This window comes from Mucilaginibacter paludis DSM 18603, from assembly GCF_000166195.2.
GTDB classification, from domain to species: domain Bacteria; phylum Bacteroidota; class Bacteroidia; order Sphingobacteriales; family Sphingobacteriaceae; genus Mucilaginibacter; species Mucilaginibacter paludis.
The window spans coordinates 4,895,213-4,915,754 of record NZ_CM001403.1 but is presented as its reverse complement, the minus strand read 5'-3'; the positions used below and the strand labels follow the sequence as shown (position 1 = coordinate 4,915,754).

Below are 20,542 nucleotides of genomic sequence, written 5' to 3'. Positions count from 1 at the left end.
ACAAGACAATTGTCGTAAATTAGATGACAATTTACAGAGCAATGAAAACATCAAAGCGATACCCCAACCTTGAAGAAGAACCTTTAGAAATGGTGACGATGACACGGGAAGGTGTGGCATTTCCCTATTTCTCCAAGCTGTCAGATCATCTTCACTTTAGCTTTGAAGACTGGTCCTCATTTCTGCATCTTTCCGAGCGCACCATCCAGCGTTATAAGAAAGAAAAAAAGGCTTTCGATCCTATCTATTCAGAAAAAATTCTTCAGATCGAGCTTCTTTACAAAAAAGGCGCTGAGGTTTTTGGCGACGTGGAAAAATTTCAAACCTGGATGGATTCAAACATCGTAGCCCTGGGCAACATTAAACCTAAAGACTTGCTGGATACCAGCTTTGGGATTAATATGCTGAACGATGAACTGGTGCGTATTGAACACGGTATTTTTGCATGACAGTATATCGCCTGAGCAAACAGGCTTACATTAACGACTTATCCGGCCGGGGTGCCCAGTTAGCAGGCGGCCGGTGGAACAGTAAAGGTATAGCGGTATTGTATACAGCCGAATCGCGGGCGCTGGCAGCTATTGAAGCCGCTGTACACATCCCACTCGGCATTATACCAACGGGTTACTTTTTGGCTACTATTGAAATACCCGCCAATGCGGATATAGTAAAGGTTGAGATAAACGATATGCCGCCCAAATGGAATACCAACCCATTTACCAGAACAACACAAAAAATAGGCGACGAATTTATTAAAAACAACAAAGCGCTGCTTTTACAGGTGCCATCCGCAACCGTAAAAGGCGATTATAACTACCTGGTTAATCCGGCTCACCGGGATTTTAATTTAGTAAAGATTAAAAACGTAGAACCCTTTGAGTTTGACACCCGCTTGTTCAGGATTTGAATTAACATTCGGGTAAGCTGATCGGGATCTGGATAGCCAAGCCCCCATCGGACGTTTCCTTGTACTTAGAATTCATATCCAGGGCAGTTTGCCACATGGTTTCAACCACGGCATCCAAACTTACCTTGGCATTATCAGGATTACTTTGCAATGCCAGTTGCGAAGCCGTGATGGCCTTAATTGCACCCATGGTATTACGCTCGATACAAGGGATCTGCACCAAGCCGCCGATAGGATCGCAGGTTAGGCCAAGGTGATGTTCCATCGCTATCTCGGCGGCCATCAACACCTGCCTTTGCGAGCCTCCCAAACATTCGGTTAAAGCAGCAGCAGCCATTGCCGACGACACACCTATCTCGGCCTGGCAACCGCCCATAGCGGCCGATAGGGTAGCACCTTTTTTAAAGATGCTGCCAATTTCGGAAGCGGTTGACAGGAACTGGACGATTTTGTTATCGTCAAACCCATCGCAAAAAACAATATAGTATTGCAATACAGCGGGCACTACGCCCGCAGCACCGTTGGTTGGAGCGGTAACTACCCTGCCAAAGGAAGCGTTTTCTTCGTTCACGGCTAAGGCAAAGCAGCTTACCCAGTCTAACGTGTATTTAAATCCGTTACCTCCCTGGCGGATCGCCTGGATCCATGTAGGATAATCCCGATACGGAATACCACCAATCAGCTTTTTATTTAATGCCGCTGCCCTTCTGTTTACATTTAAACCGCCCGGCAGGTTACCGGTAGTATGGCAGCCGCGATAAATACACTCGTTTAAAACCCTGAAAATATTCAACAAGCCATCTCGCGTTTCGTGTTCTGTACGCCAGGCCAGCTCGTTCTCCATGACCACTCCGGATATTTTTAACCCGGTTTTAATACACCAGTGCAGCAAATCGTTAGCCTTTTCAATAGGGAAAGGTAAATCAACTTCTACCTTACCCGCTGTGGCGCTGTCGCCTTCACGTACTACAAAGCCCCCACCTATAGAATAATAGGTTTCTGAAACAGCTTTGCCCGTGCTTAAAAAAGCCTGGAAAGTAACCGCGTTGGGATGGAAAGGCAAACTTTCGTTAAAAAGGAACAGCAGGTCATCGTCCTTAAAAAAGCTGACCGCTTTAACACCGCCTAAATTAAGCTCATGGCATTGATCAATATCTGCAATTTTGGTATCAATCTGGTTCACATCAAAAGTAACCGGATCATCGCCGCTTAAACCCAGCAGGATGGCAATATCGGTACCATGGCCCTTGCCGGTTTTAGCCAGCGAACCATAGAGTAGAATTTTAACCTGAACAACCCACTGTAGCTGATCGGCATCCTGCAGAATTTTAACAAACTGCTGCGCGGCTCTCCAGGGCCCCAAAGTATGTGAACTTGACGGACCTATACCAATTTTAAAAATGTCGAAAACAGAAATTTGCTCACGTTGCATATGGAGGCAAAACTACTGAATATCTACCATTTTAATTTTTGCAAAAGTATATTTCATTACCAACTATTAAATAAAATTTATACTTTGCAGTACTATTAATAAAAATCAGCAAAAAAATCAACCTTAATCTATTTATGGAAAATTACAACTCGCCAATGCCCGCTTTCGGTAGCGGTCTGTTTTTAACTTTTGGCTTTTTCGGCCTGTTAACTTTGATAGCCTTTTGGAGAATATTTACCAAAGCTGGCAAACCGGGCTGGGCCGCTATTATACCCATTTATAACTTAATTGTATTACTTGAAATTGTAGGCAAACCCGTATGGTGGTTTCTTTTAATGCTGTTACCTTGCGTCAATTTCGTATTCATCATCTGGACGTATAATTTATTAAGCAAGAGTTTTGGAAAAACCGAAGGCTTTACGGTTGGGCTAATACTTCTGAATCCTATTTTTATAATGATATTGGGTTTTGGAGACGCTGTTTATTTAGGCCCATCTGCTAAAGAAGCTTATGCAGACAATCGTTTTGGTGCTACCGACTATCAAAAGCCATTTGATCCTCAACCATAAATTGCTATCGCATTCAATACTATTTTGCAACCACATGGATTTGTTCCAGTGGTTGCAAAATCATTTAATACCCTGCCCATTTAAAAAATTAACCGGTATTGATTGTCCCGGTTGTGGCTTTCAACGTTCTTTTATTGCTTTAATGCGAGGTGATTTCCATCAAAGTTTCGCATTATATCCAGCTACAATTCCACTATTGCTCACTACCGCCTATGTGATTTTGAATACAAAATTGCATATCGATAAAAAGTATATTGCAACCAAAATAATTTACATGCTAACCGGAAGCATTATATTGGGTTCCTATTTAATTAAGATATACTATCATTACAATACCTAAACAGGCATTTTTGAGGTAATATAACTGTAGTCCTTCACAATTGTATTTAAAAAATCAAACTCGTTCATATCCGGAGGAATAGTTATGGCTAAATGATCTTTAACACGCATGGCCATATTGTAAACCAGACTGCTATTACCAGTACTTTTAAAATTACCAATCACCTCGTGTATCAGTGTAATATCCTTATCGCTAAGTACGCTAACACCGATAAACAGAGGTTCGTAACCATCTTCAGGCGATATGAAATATAAATCGGCCAACTCCGTTTTAGGTTTGGTTTTAATCAAGGTAGTACCGGCCACTATATCTCCTATCCGCTGCTTTTTTTCAGAAACGGCTACAGATATCAGCGCACCAATGCCCAAAGTCAATCCAAAATCAAGCAAACGAAAAACCCAACGTAACAGATATTGCCCAACAGTGGGCCTCGCACCATTAATGTTTACAACCCTGATTTTAATAGCGTATTTGCCGATGCTTTGCCCGTCAAAAAATATTTCGGCAACAAGATCATAAAAAGTGATCACGATTGCATATATAATCCCGATTACAATAAGCGCAGTGGGAACTCCGCCCGCTTGATGACCATCAAACGTACTAAGAAAGAAAAATATGCAAACAAAATATAATGCATAAGTTATCCCCGTAAATACGCCAATATCAACAATCCGGGCCAGTACTCTTTCGCCTAAACCGGCAACTTCATAATCAATATCAATATTTTGCGATGTTGTTATTTTCACTGTTTGCATACATAACAAATATATCGATCTATTGAATTATTTGTACACACAGATCAAATATTGTTATTATTTTAACAAAAAATTATTTACCCGGGCAGCATGCGTGAATCTCTGTTTATTAAACAAAATTCGGCCAAATGGAAAGAGTATGAAACTGTGCAATCAAGCAGCCCAGATGAGCTTGCAGAGCGGTTTGTGACCATTATGGATGACTTAGCCTACGCCAAAACATTTTATCCAAAATCAAAAACAACTATATATTTAAATGGATTGGCTTCAAACTTTCATCAGTCCATCTATAAAAACAAAAAGGAAAAGGTTAATCGGTTTGTTTATTTCTGGCAGTACGAACTCCCCCTTTTATTCAAACAATACAGGGCTCAGGTGTTATACTCCTTTATTTTTTTTATTGTGTTTTTCCTCATCAGTTTTCTCTCTTCCAAATATGATCAAAATTTTGTACGATCCGTTCTGTCTGATGAATACGTGAATATGACCAATGAAAACATTGCCAAAGGCGATCCCTTCGGCGTTTATAAAAGCGAGAACGAATTTGTAATGTTTTGGATGATAGCAAAAAACAACTTGACGGTAACGGCTATAACTTTTGTTTCGGGCATTACCTTATCCGTTGGCACTTTATACAATTTATTTAAAAACGGGATGATGGTTGGCTGCTTTCAATATCTCTTTATCAGCAAAGGCTTAGGCTTAAAATCGGTACTGGTGATATGGATACATGGCACACTTGAAATTTCTACCATTATTTTAGCTGGGGCGGCCGGTTTAATTATGGGCAACAGCGTATTATTCCCTAAAACTTACAGCCGGTTTGCATCCTTAAAACGCGGCGCGCTTGATGGCCTTAAATTAATGCTGGGCATCAGCCCCATAGTAGTAACAGCGGCCATTTTTGAGAGCTTTATAACCCGGCATACCGAAATGCCTGTATGGCTCAGCACATCTATTTTGGTAACTTCATTTTTATTCATAATCTGGTATGTAATCATCTATCCTGTATATGTATCAAAAAACAAAAAACCTATTAAACTATAAATGAAACAAAACATTGAATTAGATAAAATACGTGAGTTTGGGGATATTATCAGCGATACCTTTGTTTTGATACGGCAAAATTTCAAACCATTGTTAAAAGCCTATTTTACTATTTGCGGAGTATTCATGATTGGAGGTATATTGGCTTCTATTATGTACCATACGCAACATGTATATGGCGACACTCCTTCGCTCTTTTCATTCGCGGGCACTTTAAGTTTTTTATTCGGTATCTTAAATCATACCGCCCTTGTTCTCACTGTTATATGTTACTTCATATTGTATAAAGAGAAGGGAAATCAACCGCCCAATATTATTGAGGTTTGGGGATACTTTAGATATTACTCTTTAAGGGTATTGGGCACACAATTCATATTGATATTAGCCATGTGCATCAGCGCTCTGTTTTGTGTGGTGCCAGCCATATATCTATTTCCGATTGTATCTTTGGTTATCCCGATTATGGTTATTGAAAATGCAAATGTAGAGTACAGCATTAAAAAAGCCTATCATATTCTGAAAGGAGATTGGTGGTTAACATTTGGAGTATTGTTGCTTTTGGCGGTTATTGTTTTAGCGGCGTTTGCTGTTATATTTACCCCACCTGCAATTTTTTGGGGAGTAAGCCAATGGCTAACGGGCAGGGCGTTAGATACGTCATTTATCATCATCAGATCAATCATCTTTCAGGCATGCGAAGTTTTAGGGATTTTGCCGATTATCGGCATCACCTTAGTTTATTACACACTTACTGAACAGAAGGAAAGCAACAGCCTGATCAACAGAATCCAGATGTTTGGAAAAAGTAATTCAGGAGCTGATGAACATCAATCAGAGCAATATTAACACATGCTTAAGCCGATATTTGTACTGTTGTCACCCCATCCTTTTACAGGATTGACCACCATTAAAAGTAAAGTGGTTCAAGCCCCCCGTTATCAGCTTAAAACAGATAGCAATAAATTACTACTCCATCAGTTTAACCCGACTGCATTAAACAACTATCGCAAAAATCCGGAATTTAATTATACAACTACAAAACCGGTAATTACGGTTTGGGACCGTTTCTGGAATTGGGCTTGGCATATATGGAACAACTTCTGGTCGTGGTTAGCTGAGTTACTCCGGAAATTATTCGGGAATGCCTCCATGGGGCACAATACAGCACAGACATTCAAATACGTTATACTAACATTAGCTGCCTGCATGTTGGTTTATGTAATTGCTAAATTATTGGGAGTAAACTTATTACAGCTATTTAAAAAGAAATCTACCGGCGATGCAATCCCTTATACAGAGTCGATCGAGAACATCCACGATATAAGCTTTGACGAAGCCATAGAAAGCGCCCTGGCAGTTAGAAACTATAGACTCGCGGTAAGATTACTCTATCTCCGTTCGCTTAAACAGCTGAGCGATCATAACTTGATTACCTGGAAAATTGAAAAAACTAATACAGATTACTTAAAAGAACTTTCGGACAAAGAACAACTTAGGCAGTTTACATTGGTTACCCTACAATTTGAATATATTTGGTATGGCGATTTTCCCATAGATGCACAGTCATACCAAAATATCAGCGCTTTATTTCAGGATTTTAAACATCAGCTATCATGAAAAGCTTAAAACTTTATATCATTATAGCAGGTGTATTAATGGTATTTTATCTGCTTGCCCAATACAACCAACCCCAAGCTTTAAACTGGGACCAAACGTTATCAAATACCGATAAAATTCCGTTTGGCACCTATATTCTTTATAACCAGATTACCGACATTTTTCCGAAGGCGAAGATAGTAACCTGCCGGAAACCAATCTACAACGTAATTAATGACCATGACGTTGATCATGGCACTTATATAATAATTTGCCGCAGCCTAACTTTAAACGAGTACGATTACAGCAAACTTAAACAATACATACTTAAAGGTAACGACGTATTTATTTCGGCTCTTTACTTTGGCGACGAGTTTAGCAAAAAATTAAAAACGGAAACCGCTAACGAATTCGGCGACAGCGCCACAGTAAAAATCAAATTTTCCAATCAATATTTGGATACCACGAAGCTATATCATGTTAAAAAAGGAATGGCTGATGGCTACTTCCGTAAAATTGATAGCGCCACTGCAACTATTTTAGGAACCAACACATCCCATCATATTAATTTTATAAAGTATAAATTGGGTAAAGGCAACTTGTATTTAAACGCCGCTCCGCTAATGTTTACCAATTATGCCATGCTTAATAAAAATGGAATGAACTATGCATCCGTAGCTCTGTCTTACCTTAAAAACGATGCGAACTTAATCTGGGATCAATATTATACATTAGGCCGCGAAGACGAGGGTTCATCTATGCGCGTGTTTTTGAGAAACCCATCACTTAGGTGGGCCTTTTACATTACTTTTTTCAGCCTCATCCTCTACGTACTCTATCAAATCAAACGTCGCCAGCGCATCATCCCCATCATCGAACCTTTGCAAAACACCACCCTCGATTTTGTAAAAGTGGTTGGCCAGGTATATTACGAGCAACGCGACAACAGCAACATTGCTCAAAAAAAAGCGGCGTACTTTTTGGAGTACCTGCGCGCCAAGTACAATTTAAAAACCACGGTTTTAAATGACGAATTCGGCGAGGCGCTCGCGCATAAAAGTGGTGTTGAAACAACACTCATCAAACAACTTTTAAACCAGGTAACCTGGGTGCGCTCCGCGACAAAGGTGAGCGACCACGACTTGATTCAGTTGAATAAAAACATAGAACAATTTTATCTTCAATCCAGATAGTAAATGGAACAGCAATTTTTTGAACAACGTACAGATTTAAGCCGGCTTAGCCAGGCCGTAGCGCAAATTAAAGAAACTCTCGCCAGGGTAATAGTTGGGCAACAGGATACCATTGACCTGCTGATTGCGGGTATTTTGGCCGATGGCCATATTTTGATTGAAGGTGTACCAGGGATAGCCAAAACTTTAACGGCCAAACTGATAGCCAAAAGTATCGACGCAAAATTTTCGCGCATCCAGTTTACGCCCGATCTGATGCCTTCGGACGTTTTAGGCACTTCGGTTTTTAATCCCAAAACCATTGATTTTGAGTTTAAGCAAGGACCTATATTCGGCAACATCATTTTAATCGACGAGATTAACCGCGCTCCGGCAAAAACACAATCGGCTTTGTTTGAGGTGATGGAGGAGCGCCAGGTAACTATAGATGGGCACAGCTATCAAATGACGGAGCCCTTTATTGTACTGGCCACCCAAAATCCGGTTGAGCAGGAAGGTACCTATCGTTTACCCGAAGCCCAACTGGATAGATTTTTGTTTAAGATAGAAGTAAAATACCCATCGTTAGAAGATGAGATCTTGATTTTAAATCAGCAGCACCAGCATAAAACGGTTGATCAGCTGGCCGAAATTGTGCCCGTTTTAAGTGCTCAGGATATTGTCGCCTTACGCCAGCAGGTACGCGGCCTGTATGTTGAGCCTAAGTTACTGGAGTTTGTGGCCAAGATAATTCACGAAACCCGCAGCCATAAATCGCTTTTCCTGGGTGGCTCGCCACGCGCATCGTTAGCGGTGGTGAACAGCGCCAAGGCATTGGCCGCCATGAAGGGCCGAGACTTTATAACGCCAGAAGATATTATTGGGGTAACCCCTGCTGTATTAAGGCACCGCATTATGCTGACGCCCGACAAAGAAATGGAAGGTGTAACACCCGACGAAGTAGTAGCCCAGATTATCCAGAAAATAGAAATACCCAGATAGGTGAAATCAATTTTTAACCTGTATTACAAAAATTTATTTTTAACCAGCCGGCTATTTACCGGCCTGGGCTGCGCGGTAGTACTTTATTTATTATCCTTCTTTTTTCCATGGTTAGGAGATATCCCTTCCCTGTTTTTCTTTACGCTCGTTTTATTATTTGTAATTGATATTTGGATGCTTTACCGCCTACCCAAAGGCATTTTTGCACGCAGGCATGCACCGGAGCGATTAAGCAATGGCGACGATAACGAAATAGGAATTTATGTAGAGAATTTTTATCCATTTAACATCAGCGTTGGTATTATTGACGAAATACCGCACCAGTTCCAAAAACGGGATGTATGGTTTAAAACCGGCCTCATATCGCGGCAGCATAAACTGCTTAATTACCAGCTAAGGCCAACCAGGCGAGGCGAATATGAGTTTGGCGCCATACGCGTTTACGTGCAATCGCCGATAGGCTTAATTAACCGGCGCTACAACATTGAGCAGGTGGAAACCCTGCCCGTTTATCCATCTTTTTTACAGATGCGTAAGTATGAGCTGATGGCTATTTCAAACCGGCTGAACGAGTATGGCATCAAAAAAATACGGCGCCTGGGTAACAGCATGGAGTTTGAGCAAATTAAAAACTATGTAGCAGGCGATGACTACCGTACGCTGAACTGGAAGGCATCGGCGCGGCGCGGCGATTTGATGGTCAATAATTATACCGACGAAAAATCGCAGCACGTATATTGTGTAATCGATAAATCGCGCTCCATGAAAATGCCGTTTGATGGTTTAAGCCTGCTTGACTATGCCATTAATGCCAGCCTGGTATTATCAAGCGTAGCCTTGTTAAAAGAAGATAAGGCGGGGTTAATTACCATATCCGAGAAAAAAGGAGCTATAATACCCGCCGAACGCAGGCCTACCCAGCTGAATAAAATAATGGAGGTTTTATATAAAGAGAAAACGCGCTACCTGGAAACCAACATGGAGCTGCTGTATACCACCATACGCGGAACGTTGAAACAAAGGAGCCTGGTTGTTTTTTTCACCAATTTTGAGAGTATGTCTGCTCTGCAAAGGCAGTTGCCTTTTTTAAAAAGGATAGCAAAATTCCATTTACTGGTTGTTGTATTTTTTGAGAATACAGAACTGAAGAAATTAAGCGAACAACCAGCCGAGAATGTGGAAGGTATCTACATTAAAACCGTTGCCGAAAAATTTGCTTACGAGAAGAAACTGATTGTAAAAGAATTGGCCCGTTATGGTATACAATCTATTTTAAGTACCCCGCAAAATTTAACCGTGAATACCATTAACCGTTACCTGGAACTCAAGGCAAGGCAAAAAATTTAAATCAGGTTCCTGGTAATTTAATACCTGCGGCTTTAAGATCCTTAATAATGCGTTCCTGTAGGGCGAATTTTACGGATATATATTTGTTGGTGAGCACCCAAACCTGCGTGCTTATTTTTATCCCGTCAATTTCGAGTGCAGATATGCCAATACAGGGCACGCGTTCGGTCAATATATCCGGGGTTTGTTTAATGGCATTAGCAATAATCAGCTTAACCTGCTCAACATCAATAACGTAAGTAAGCTTCAGGTCGATATCCAAGCGGCGTTTACCTTCGCGGGTAACGTTGATGATAACCTCGTTAAATAATTTGCCGTTCGGGATAATCACTGCCTTATTATCGGTAGTTAATACCTCGGTATAAAAAACTTCGATGGCTGTTACCACACCGTCAACTCCCTGGGCTACAATATTGTCATCCAAAGTAAATGGCTTAAGCATCAGAATAAGCACCCCGCCGGCAAAATTTTGTAAAGTACCGGATAAGGCTAAACCGGCGGCAACACTGCCAGCACCAATAACTGCTGTGAAAATAGTGAGCTCAATGCCCATAATTTCCATTACCACAACAACCAGCAGTACGTATAATAGCGTAATAGATAAACTTAAAAAGAATGGCTGTAAAGAGGAGTGGATTTGTTTACGGGACATTTGCCCGCGCAACCTTTTTTTGAGGAACCTGATAACCCAAAGGCCGACACAAAAAACGACGAGACCGAAAAAAATACGAGCGCCATTATTGACAAGCCAGGCGTAGGCCGTGTGATATAAATCTATACTACTATCAGAAGCTTTCTTTGTGGTATCTATCATACCATAAAGGTATTCTTATCTAAATAGAGTTACAAATAATTGTGGTCCTTCAATAATGGCCCAACCTATAATTCGGTTAGATACATATTTAGTTTTTTTGCCTATCGCCTTCATACCCGTCAATAATCAAATAGTGTGCCCTTTAAGTACAAATACCTTTTTTATGGCTCATAAAAGATATAACAGTTGCTTTATCACCTGTTTTATCTCATAATTTATCTGTCTGACAGTGATTTTCAAGATAGGCTTAATCGCCATAAAAAAACCCCTGTTCAGAAAACTGAACAGGGGTTCTATATTTACTTCACCAGGGGCGAAGCGGTATTTGATTACATCATACCGCCCATGCCGCCACCCATTGGAGGCATACCATGGCCACCTTTATCTTCTTCAGTGTCATCAGCTAACACACACTCGGTGGTTAACAACATGGCAGCTATAGAAGCGGCGTTTTGTAAAGCTACACGGCCTACTTTAGTAGGATCAATAACACCGGCAGCAATCAGGTTTTCGTATTTATCGGTACGTGCGTTGTAACCAAAATCAGCAGTTCCTTCTTTAACTTTCTGAACTACGATTGATCCTTCGATACCGGCGTTTTCGCAGATCTGACGCAGAGGCTCTTCGATAGCGCGACGGATAATCTGGATACCAGTATTTTCGTCTTCGTTAGCACCTTTAAGGTCAGTTAAAGCTTCAACAGCACGGATGAAAGCAACACCACCACCGGCAACAATACCTTCTTCAACCGCAGCGCGGGTTGCATGTAAAGCATCGTCAACACGGTCTTTCTTTTCTTTCATTTCAACTTCTGATGCAGCACCAACGTAAAGTACAGCAACACCACCAGATAGTTTAGCTAAACGCTCTTGTAATTTTTCTTTATCGTAATCAGATGTAGTTGATTCGATTTGAGATTTGATTTGGTTAACACGGGCTTTAATTTCTTCTGTTCCGCCCGAACCGTTAATTACGGTAGTGTTATCTTTATCGATAACAATTTTCTCGGCAGTACCTAAGTAAGTTAAATCAGCATTTTCCAATTTGTAACCTCTTTCTTCAGAAATTACAGTACCACCTGTTAAGATAGCGATATCTTCCAGCATAGCTTTTCTACGGTCGCCAAAGCCAGGAGCCTTAACAGCTGCAACTTTTAGTGAACCACGGATTTTGTTAACCACTAAAGTAGCTAATGCTTCGCCATCTAAATCTTCAGCAATAATTAATAATGGTTTGCCGGTTTGTACTTGTTTTTCAAGGATAGGCAATAATTCCTTCATCGAAGAAATCTTTTTGTCGTAGATCAGGATGTATGGGTTTTCCAACTCAACTTCCATTTTATCAGCGTTGGTTACAAAGTACGGTGATAAGTAACCACGGTCAAACTGCATACCTTCAACAGTTTTAACTTCTGTTTCAGTACCTTTGGCTTCTTCAACAGTAATTACACCATCTTTACCAACCTTAGCCATAGCTTCGGCAATTAACGAACCGATAATTTCGTCGTTATTAGCAGAGATAGAAGCAACTTGTTTAATTTTATTATTGTCTTCGCCAACAGTTTGTGATTGAGTCTGCAGGTTTTTAACAACAGCTTCAACAGCTTTGTCAATACCGCGTTTCAAATCCATAGGGTTAGCACCGGCTGCTACGTTTTTAATACCAGCGGTTACAATAGCCTGAGCTAATACGGTTGCAGTAGTAGTACCATCACCAGCAATATCAGCAGTTTTTGAAGCTACTTCCTTCACCATTTGGGCACCCATATTTTCTAAAGAATCTTTCAATTCAATTTCTTTAGCTACAGTTACACCATCCTTGGTGATAATTGGCGAACCAAATTTTTTGTCGATAATTACGTTACGACCTTTAGGACCTAAGGTTACTTTAACCGCGTTAGCTAAAATATCAACACCGCGTTTTAAGGCGTCGCGTGCTTCTACATTGTATTTAACAATTTTTGCCATCTTCTTCTTTTTTAATTTTGAATTATTGATTTAGTGAATTATTGATTTGTTTTATTGGGTATAATCGAGGATCAATCGATCATTCGATTATTCAATAAGTCAATAATTAAAGTACTGCGTAAATGTCAGATTCGCGCATAATTAAATACTCCTTACCTTCGTATGAAGTTTCGGTACCAGCATATTTGCCATATAAAACCTTATCACCAACTTTTACAGTAGGAGCAATAACAGTTCCGGTATCTGCAGCCCTGCCCGGACCAACGGCTACTATAGTTCCAACTTGAGGTTTTTCTTTAGCAGTATCTGGGATGATGATACCAGACGCAGTTTTTTCTTCGGCAGCAGCAGCTTCTACTACTACTCTATCTCCAAGAGGTTTAATGTTTAACGACATAGTTATTTATTTTAATTTGTATTATGGTTATTGAATTATACCGGGTAGAGCACACTAATTATGCCACCACCACTTATTAGTACATATTGACCGATGCTTTGTCAAAATTGCATTAACAGCAAAATAAAGTTAACGCCGGGTTAACATAGCCGTGCCATGATGGCAGTAAACTAAAATAAAAAAGGACTTAAGAAACGTGTTCTTAAGTCCTCGATATTTTATAGAGCGGATGCTCTTATTTTTTCTTTTCTAAACCTGGTAAAGTTGCAGGGGCGTTTGTTGGTGTACTCGGCCTTGATGCCTTGTCAATTTGCTCCTGGTTAACGTTTTCAACTTTGCCGCTACCGCCTTTGCCAATCACATTGATAGCTAACGATAACACAATCAGGGCTATAGCCAATATCCATGTACCTTTTTCAAGGATATCACCAGTTTTTTGCACTCCCAAAAGTTGTGATGAGCTTGAAAAATTGGATGATAAGCCACCACCCTTAGGGTTTTGTATTAAAACGATAAGGCCTAATAAAGCACAAACAATAATGGCAATAATTACTAATAAATACATTTTACTTTTATTTAGTTGATCTTTTCTCTAACAATTTAATCTGGGCCGCAAAGTAACTGCTTTTTTCCGGAAATTTCAACAATAATTTTTGGTAGGTTGAAATAGCCTTTTGATACAGCATTTGATCTACATATATCCGGGCCAAAGTTTCTGACACCATCTCGCCCTCATCTTCGGCACTCTTCTTGGCCTTGTTTTCATTATCAAGGGTATCATTGCTTGGTGCCTTTATTTGGGGATCTTCCTGTATAAAGCGCTCAATAATTTCGTCCTCTTTCCTTTTGGTTTCAACCTCCGGCTTTACGGTACTTTTCTCCAACTCTTCGGCTGCGGTAGTATGAAAAATATTCTCATAATACTGCTGTTGTAATTCTTCCGAAACAATCAACCGGTTTTCGTGGTAGACCGAAGGTTTGTAAGGCGCATAAGGTTGGTTATTGGTTGCATGCTCCTTACGGGTTTTATCAAGCCACCACATAAAGCTGTAGGGCATCTTATCATCGTTGTATTTGGATACCCTTAAATCGTCTTCGGTGCCCATGCTATGCGGCCCGGTAAATTCATCGGCGGCGGCGGTTATCTCATTTTCCTCCTGCTGCTCGTCATCCTCTAACTGAAGTTCGGCCCCATCGTCGGTCGACAAAGACATGCGATTTTTAAAATCAGAATTTGATAAGGAGTATTCTTTTTTTTCATCCTGGCCATTTTCTCTACGGCTATCGGTTTCCGGGTTGGTTTGATTACGATCTGGCCAGCCATATTGCGCCATAATCAGATCTTCCAACTTATTGCTATCAGCTCCTGAAGTTTCAGGCTGCGTACTATCCGGATTGATTTGAATATCCTCTATAGGCGTTATCTCGTCAAAAATTTCGTCATCAATCTCTGCGTCCCCGTCAACCCGGCCATGAGGATCGTGAAAATAGTAAGTAGATGGTTCATTTTGAGGTTCAGACTCTTCCAGCGGCTTAACTACTTGCGACGACGGGGCGGCAGCAAAATATTCAGGGTGATTTACCAGGTTATACAACACACTCCTGTCGGTAGCGTAAACTGCGGCTACTTTGAGTTGCTGCTGAAATCCATCCGGATGATTAACCTTTGCGGAACGCGCAAGCAGGGCATGTAAAATACCGCTTTGTGGATATAGCTCTGCCAAATTTGCTAATTGCAAGGCATGGGTAGCACTCAACTGATCCGGGTTGGCCAGTATATCAGAAAAAAAAACTTTTTGTTCTATATTCAAAATTTGCTCCACGTTGTTGAAACTACGAATTGCTTACCAATTTGCAAAAGCCCTGTTAAAAATATCTTCGGTTAATTGTTTGTTGATATCGGCTATCAATGATTGCTCAACCGGGGCAATTTCGCCGGAAAAGTCTTTAAACCGGGTAAAAGACTCTTCGAAATTATATTTCTTATTGGCAATATTGGTATATTTTGCCTTTACAGTAATACTAAGGCGTGTTTGGCCTGCTATTGGTTGCCTGTTATCGCTGGTAGCCTGTATGGCAGCTGGTGCAATAGTATAACCGGTTATCTGTCCTTCCATGGTAGCATCGGCCTCTCCCCTAACCAGGCTTAAACTTGTTTGCGACCTGATTCGCTCCTTTAAAGCTTCGGTAAATAACTGGCTCATGTTATTTACAACCAATGGTGCGGTGTTTTCAAAAAACATCACATTAATAGTTTTAAGTTCGGGCGGTATAGAGGCGCCATCCAAACTCAACCTGTACGAACACGACTGACTGACCAGCAGCAGGGGAACAACTAATAAAAAAAACAGGCTCTTCCTCATCTAATCAATATTACAAATTTAATTCTTTTATTTTACGATATAAGGTACGCTCAGAAATACCCAACTCCTGGGCGGCAAGTTTACGTTTACCTTTATGCTTTTTTAGCGCCTTACGTATCAAATCCGATTCTTTTTCAATTAAAGATAACGATTCCTCTACCTCTTCGGCCTCGTGGGTAATATTGTAATTATCGTTGTTATTTACACTACCGTTATTGTTATTATGATGAACGGGCTGCTGCAAAGTAAATTGTGAGTCGGCCTGATTGGGCAGATCAATATCGCGGTACAGTTGGTTTATAACCTGCGGGTTACCGGTATAGTTGGCCGAAACGCCCCCTTGCTCAATAATATCGGCTACCAGCTTTTTGAGTTCAACCATATCGCGCTTCATATCAAAAAGCACTTTATAAAGGATATCCCTTTCCGAAAAATCTTCCTTCGGCTGATTTTCTATGCGCATAGGCAGATTGCGGTTACCCATCTCGTGCGGAATATAGGTAAGCAGGGTTTGCGCAGTAATGGTACGGTCGCGCTCCAGCACGGCTAACTGCTCGGCAATGTTTTTCAGCTGCCTTACGTTTCCGGGCCAGGAGTAATTGATTAGCACCTGTTGCGCGGCATCATCCAATTGAATTGGCGGAGAGCGGTATTTAGCTGTAAAGTCCGACGTGAATTTGCGAAAAATGAGGTAAACATCTTCCTTCCGGTCGCGCAGGGGTGGAATCCGCAATGGAACAGTATTTAACCTGTAATACAAATCTTCCCTGAATTTACCGGCTTTTACAGCTTCGTAAACATCAACATTGGTGGCAGCAATAACGCGGACGTTAGTTTTCTCCACCTTTGATGATCCGACTTTGATGTACTGGCCCGACTCTAAAACCCGGAGCAAGCGCGCCTGGGTGCCTAAAGGCATTTCGCCAATTTCATCTAAAAATATGGTACCGCCGTTTACCGTTTCAAAGTATCCTTTACGCTCGCCAACGGCACCGGTATAAGCGCCCTTTTCGTGACCGAAAAGTTCGGAGTCAATCGTTCCTTCGGGAATGGCACCACAGTTTACGGCAATGAACGGCCCATGCTTGCGCGGGCTCATCTGGTGTATAATGTGCGAAAAAACTTCCTTCCCGCTCCCGCTCTCGCCAGTAATTAACACCGAAATATCAGTAGGTGCAACCTGGTTGGCAATATTGATGGCCCGGTTTAACAATGGCGAATTGCCAATGATGCCGAAGCGCTGTTTTATTTCTTGTATCTCCATTTTTTAGTATTGAGATATGAGTATTGAGTATTGAGACAACCACTGCTTCAGCCCTCTATCACCCAATGCTAATCAATTATTTTTCCTATTAAAGTTGCTGTGGTGCATTTTTCGGCCAGTACGTTAACATATTGGCCGGGTTTAAACCGCTCATCTACCGGGAAAATCACCATCGCGTTCTGGTCGCTGCGGCCACAATAGTCCCGGTCTGATTTTTTGGAGTAGCCCTCTATCAGCACCTTTTGTACTTTGCCCAGTTGAGCTTGCAAGCGCACCAGCGAGTATTGCTGCTGTTTGGCTACAATCTCTTGCAGACGCGTTTTCTTTACATCTTCGGGGATATCGTCGGCATAACGTTTGGCGGCCAATGTTCCGGGGCGTTCAGAATACATAAACATGTATGCAAAATCGTATTGTACATAATCCATCATGCTCACGGTATCCTGGTGTTCCTCGTCGGTTTCGGTACAGAAGCCGGTAATTACATCCGTCGATATGGCACACCCGGGGATAATCCGGCGGATAGCGTCGATACGGTCGATATACCAGTCGCGGTCATAAGTACGGTTCATCATCTCCAATATCCGGCTGTTGCCCGATTGTACCGGCAGGTGTATATAGTTGCAAATGTTATCGTACCTGGCAATGGTGTAAAGTACTTCATCGGTAATATCCTTTGGATGCGATGTTGAAAAACGCACGCGCAAATCGGGGTTGATCAGGGCAACAAGTTCCAGCAGGCGGGCAAAGTTTACAACGGGAGCCCCCTCTAAATCTCCCCCGGTAGGGGAGACTTTTTGATCTGAGCTCTCCTTATCAAAGCCCTCCATTCCGGGGAGGATTGGGAGGGGCTCCCACTTATAAGAGTCTACATTCTGGCCCAACAAAGTCACCTCACGGTATCCCTGGTTAAACAGATCGGTACATTCCTTAACAATGGATATGGCATCACGGCTACGCTCGCGGCCACGGGTGAAAGGCACCACGCAGAACGAGCACATGTTATCGCATCCACGCATAATAGATACAAACGCGTTAATGCCATTACTATTTAAACGTACGGGATTAATATCGGCATAGGTTTCTTCGCGTGATAGCAATACGTTAACCGCACGCTGCCCGCTATCCACCTGATCAATCAGGTTTGGCAGATCGCGGTAGGCATCCGGACCAACCACTACGTCAACCAGTTTCTCTTCTTCTAAAAATTTAGATTTTAAGCGCTCAGCCATACAGCCCAGCACACCAACCACCATTCCGGGGTTTCTTTTTTTGGCAACCTTAAATTCTTTTAAACGATTGCGCACACGCTGCTCTGCATTCTCACGGATGGAGCAGGTGTTAATAAATATCACATCAGCATTATTAAAATCGGTGGTGGTTTCAAAACCCTGGTCAAGCAGTATAGAAGCAACTATTTCGCTGTCAGAAAAATTCATGGCACAACCATAGCTTTCAATGTATAGTTTACGTCCGTTGTTCTTTTCGGGGCGTTGTTCCAGCATTAAAGCCTCTCCCTGTCTTTCCTCGTCGTGCGTTTTAACCGGTAATCCTAAATCTATCATCTAAAAATTTTGAAACGCAAAAATACATAATTATTTATATTTTAGTGACATTATGGCAGCATTTTTAAAACAAGGGCAATCAACTTCATTTTAAAAGAAAGCAATTAACTTTAAAGTTGCTGTACCTGTATAATACCGATAGTAAATTGTAGTTTAGAAAGTAATATGGCGTTAAACATTTTAAAAAAACGATGGCAAAAACTATTAATTACCGCTTTGCTATTATTTTTTATTTTAATTTCAATACCGGCATTCTTTATTAACCGGTACTGGTCGCCCATTTTAGCCAGCAAGCTACAGTCAACTATTTTGGCCAGCACCGATAGCCTTTACTCTTTAAGTTTTTCGAGCGCGAGCCTGCATATATTGCAGGGCAAAATTGTTTTTGATAAAATAGAATTAAAACCCAACCTGGAAGTTTACAACCGCAGAAAAAAGCAGCACCTGGCGCCCAATAGCCTTTACGACCTTCAAATTAAAAGGCTTGTCATCCATCATATACACCCTATTACATTGTATCTTGAAAAAAAGCTGGACATTTCGCAGATTGTGATCAGTGCTCCGAACCTGCGTGTGGATTATGAGCAAAACCGCAACGAAGATACTTTGGTTAGCAACAAAAAAACGCCTTACCAGCTGATCTCGAAAGTTCTGAAATCGGTACACGTGCAAAACATCATGCTGAATGATGTTAAATTTAAATATACCGATCATAGCGGCGCAAAACCAGACATATCCGAATTTAACGAACTTAACTTCAGCGCTACCGATTTCTTACTGGATTCTACAACCCACGTTTCATCATCCCGGTTTCTGTTTTGTGCGGATGTAAGCGGCGAACTACACCATTACGAGGGTACCTCAAACGATAAAAGGTACCATTATAACATAGCAAGTCTTAAGTTTTCTACCCGTAGCTCCCAGCTTGATATAGCGGGAATGAGTTTTTTACCTGTTAAATCCCCCGATCAGTTTTTTAAAGGAACTAAGGAGGATTGCTACGCGCTTAAGCTGGACTCGCTCCGTTTAAACCATTTCGATTTTAAAAGTTACAACAAATACCACAAGTTTTACGGATCAAAACTACTACTCAACAACGGTAGCATTAAAGTATATTCAAACCCGGCACCAAAGGATACAACGAGCGAAAGAAGCGGAAACTTCCCGCATGTTTTACTCAGAAAATTAAAGATGGACACCCGGATAGATACGGTTGAAATTAACAAAATAGACGTTGCTTATACGGAATATAACAAAAAATCGAGCCAGGCGGGCACTGTTATTTTTAATAATACAAGTGCAAAATTCTTAAATATCACCAATAACAAGGCTGCTCTTCAAAAAAACAACATCGCTACGGCGCAGCTCCAAACCTATTTTATGAATTACGGCAGGCTCAACCTGCAATTTGCATTTAACCTGACAGACGAGAACGCAGCTTTCTCATATAAAGGGCATTTAGGTACAATGGACCTGCATAAGGTAAACCCGGTGGCCATGCCTTTAGCCCTGGTAAAAATAGCTTCGGGCGAGGTGCAAAAACTCGACTTTGAAATGCATGCCGATAAAAATACAGCCAAGGGCTTACTTACCGTTTTGTATAGCGACTTGAAAATATCACTCCTGAAAAAGGATGATGAAAATAAATTAAAAAAAATGGGCATCGTTTCATTATTAGCCAATGCGCTGGTTATTAAACGTAATAACCCTACCGAAGGGGAAGCGCCACGCTCGTTTAACATCGTATATAGCCGTAAAAGCAATACTCCTTTTTTTGGATTCCTGTGGAGATCGCTGTTCGTAGGTTTAAAAAGCAGTGCAGGCTACGATGCGAACACTGAGAATACAGTAAAACAAAAAATGAGTGATTTTAAAGAAAACCAGAAAGTACGGAAAGAGAAAAAAATCATAAGGCAAGAGCGCAGGGCCGAACGCAGACAAAGGCGGGCTTTAAAAAAACAGCAGAAAGAATTAAAGAAACAACAAGAGCAATTGCAGCAATAGC

21 protein-coding genes are annotated in these 20,542 nt (G+C 41.2%); 11 read left to right on the top strand and 10 right to left on the bottom strand.

The window, feature by feature from the left end; all coding sequences use genetic code 11:
- The first annotated feature begins 41 nt into the window (after positions 1-41).
- Entirely contained in the window at positions 42-449 is a 408-nt protein-coding gene (gene parS, locus MUCPA_RS20800; RefSeq protein ID WP_217220305.1) for a type II RES/Xre toxin-antitoxin system antitoxin, read from the top strand.
- Positions 446-907 (top strand): RES family NAD+ phosphorylase, encoded by a 462-nt coding sequence (locus MUCPA_RS20795; RefSeq protein WP_008509078.1) that lies wholly within the window; start codon positions 446-448, stop codon positions 905-907. The genes parS and MUCPA_RS20795 overlap by 4 nt, the downstream gene beginning before the upstream one ends.
- 1 nt (position 908) lies before the next feature.
- Here the strand turns inward: MUCPA_RS20795 and MUCPA_RS20790 are convergent, their stop codons facing one another.
- Positions 909-2,339, bottom strand: a complete 1,431-nt coding sequence (locus MUCPA_RS20790) for an L-serine ammonia-lyase (protein WP_008509076.1) — start codon at positions 2,337-2,339, stop codon at positions 909-911.
- Between the two features lie 134 nt (positions 2,340-2,473).
- On the opposite strand from MUCPA_RS20790, the gene MUCPA_RS20785 reads away from it, so the two are divergent.
- A complete protein-coding gene (locus MUCPA_RS20785) occupies positions 2,474-2,908 on the top strand; it encodes a DUF5684 domain-containing protein (protein ID WP_008509073.1) in 435 nt (144 codons plus the stop codon).
- Complete coding sequence (locus tag MUCPA_RS20780; RefSeq protein WP_008509072.1) at positions 2,850-3,248, top strand: DUF2752 domain-containing protein; 399 nt, start codon at positions 2,850-2,852, stop codon at positions 3,246-3,248. The genes MUCPA_RS20785 and MUCPA_RS20780 overlap by 59 nt, the downstream gene beginning before the upstream one ends.
- On the opposite strand, the gene MUCPA_RS20775 is transcribed toward MUCPA_RS20780, so the two are convergent.
- Positions 3,245-4,003 (bottom strand): RDD family protein, encoded by a 759-nt coding sequence (locus MUCPA_RS20775; RefSeq protein WP_008509071.1) that lies wholly within the window; start codon positions 4,001-4,003, stop codon positions 3,245-3,247. The genes MUCPA_RS20780 and MUCPA_RS20775 overlap by 4 nt on opposite strands.
- A 90-nt stretch (positions 4,004-4,093) precedes the next feature.
- On the opposite strand from MUCPA_RS20775, the gene MUCPA_RS20770 reads away from it, so the two are divergent.
- From MUCPA_RS20770 to MUCPA_RS20745, 6 genes are read left to right on the top strand one after another with little or no spacing between them, the layout of a single operon-like run.
- On the top strand, positions 4,094-5,050 hold the full coding sequence (locus MUCPA_RS20770; protein ID WP_008509070.1) for a stage II sporulation protein M: 957 nt from the start codon (positions 4,094-4,096) through the stop codon (positions 5,048-5,050).
- Positions 5,051-5,896 (top strand): hypothetical protein, encoded by an 846-nt coding sequence (locus MUCPA_RS20765; protein ID WP_008509069.1) that lies wholly within the window; start codon positions 5,051-5,053, stop codon positions 5,894-5,896.
- A 3-nt stretch (positions 5,897-5,899) separates the two neighbouring features.
- Positions 5,900-6,667, top strand: a complete 768-nt coding sequence (locus MUCPA_RS36300; RefSeq protein ID WP_008509068.1) for a DUF4129 domain-containing protein — start codon at positions 5,900-5,902, stop codon at positions 6,665-6,667.
- Positions 6,664-7,839: a hypothetical protein gene (locus tag MUCPA_RS20755; RefSeq protein WP_008509067.1), complete on the top strand. Its 1,176-nt coding sequence runs from the start codon at positions 6,664-6,666 to the stop codon at positions 7,837-7,839. Before MUCPA_RS36300 ends, MUCPA_RS20755 begins: the two co-directional genes overlap by 4 nt.
- Positions 7,840-7,842: 3 nt before the next feature.
- Positions 7,843-8,820 (top strand): AAA family ATPase, encoded by a 978-nt coding sequence (locus tag MUCPA_RS20750; protein WP_008509066.1) that lies wholly within the window; start codon positions 7,843-7,845, stop codon positions 8,818-8,820.
- The gene (locus MUCPA_RS20745) at positions 8,821-10,167 is read left to right on the top strand and encodes a DUF58 domain-containing protein (protein ID WP_008509064.1); all 1,347 of its coding nucleotides are present in this window, start codon (positions 8,821-8,823) and stop codon (positions 10,165-10,167) included.
- Between the two features lies 1 nt (position 10,168).
- Here the strand turns inward: MUCPA_RS20745 and MUCPA_RS20740 are convergent, their stop codons facing one another.
- The 8 genes from MUCPA_RS20740 to MUCPA_RS20705 all read right to left on the bottom strand — a co-directional run bounded on the left by MUCPA_RS20740 (position 10,169) and on the right by MUCPA_RS20705 (position 18,537).
- Entirely contained in the window at positions 10,169-10,819 is a 651-nt protein-coding gene (locus MUCPA_RS20740; RefSeq protein WP_217220302.1) for a mechanosensitive ion channel family protein, read from the bottom strand.
- A gap of 491 nt (positions 10,820-11,310) precedes the next feature.
- A complete protein-coding gene (gene groL / locus MUCPA_RS20735) occupies positions 11,311-12,948 on the bottom strand; it encodes a chaperonin GroEL (protein WP_008509061.1) in 1,638 nt (545 codons plus the stop codon).
- 106 nt (positions 12,949-13,054) lie between these two features.
- The gene (gene groES, locus MUCPA_RS20730) at positions 13,055-13,345 is read right to left on the bottom strand and encodes a co-chaperone GroES (protein ID WP_008509060.1); all 291 of its coding nucleotides are present in this window, start codon (positions 13,343-13,345) and stop codon (positions 13,055-13,057) included.
- 235 nt (positions 13,346-13,580) lie between these two features.
- Positions 13,581-13,910, bottom strand: a complete 330-nt coding sequence (gene secG, locus MUCPA_RS20725; RefSeq protein WP_008509059.1) for a preprotein translocase subunit SecG — start codon at positions 13,908-13,910, stop codon at positions 13,581-13,583.
- A gap of 7 nt (positions 13,911-13,917) precedes the next feature.
- Positions 13,918-15,156 (bottom strand): hypothetical protein, encoded by a 1,239-nt coding sequence (locus MUCPA_RS36295; RefSeq protein ID WP_008509058.1) that lies wholly within the window; start codon positions 15,154-15,156, stop codon positions 13,918-13,920.
- A 33-nt stretch (positions 15,157-15,189) separates the two neighbouring features.
- Positions 15,190-15,708: an LptE family protein gene (locus tag MUCPA_RS20715; protein ID WP_008509057.1), complete on the bottom strand. Its 519-nt coding sequence runs from the start codon at positions 15,706-15,708 to the stop codon at positions 15,190-15,192.
- Positions 15,709-15,718: 10 nt separating this feature from the next.
- Complete coding sequence (locus MUCPA_RS20710; RefSeq protein WP_008509056.1) at positions 15,719-16,972, bottom strand: sigma-54 interaction domain-containing protein; 1,254 nt, start codon at positions 16,970-16,972, stop codon at positions 15,719-15,721.
- A gap of 68 nt (positions 16,973-17,040) precedes the next feature.
- A complete protein-coding gene (locus MUCPA_RS20705) occupies positions 17,041-18,537 on the bottom strand; it encodes a MiaB/RimO family radical SAM methylthiotransferase (RefSeq protein WP_008509055.1) in 1,497 nt (498 codons plus the stop codon).
- 165 nt (positions 18,538-18,702) lie between these two features.
- Here MUCPA_RS20705 and MUCPA_RS20700 point away from each other — a divergent pair, with 165 nt between their 5' ends.
- The gene (locus tag MUCPA_RS20700; RefSeq protein WP_008509054.1) at positions 18,703-20,541 is read left to right on the top strand and encodes a hypothetical protein; all 1,839 of its coding nucleotides are present in this window, start codon (positions 18,703-18,705) and stop codon (positions 20,539-20,541) included.
- Position 20,542: the final 1 nt, after the last annotated feature.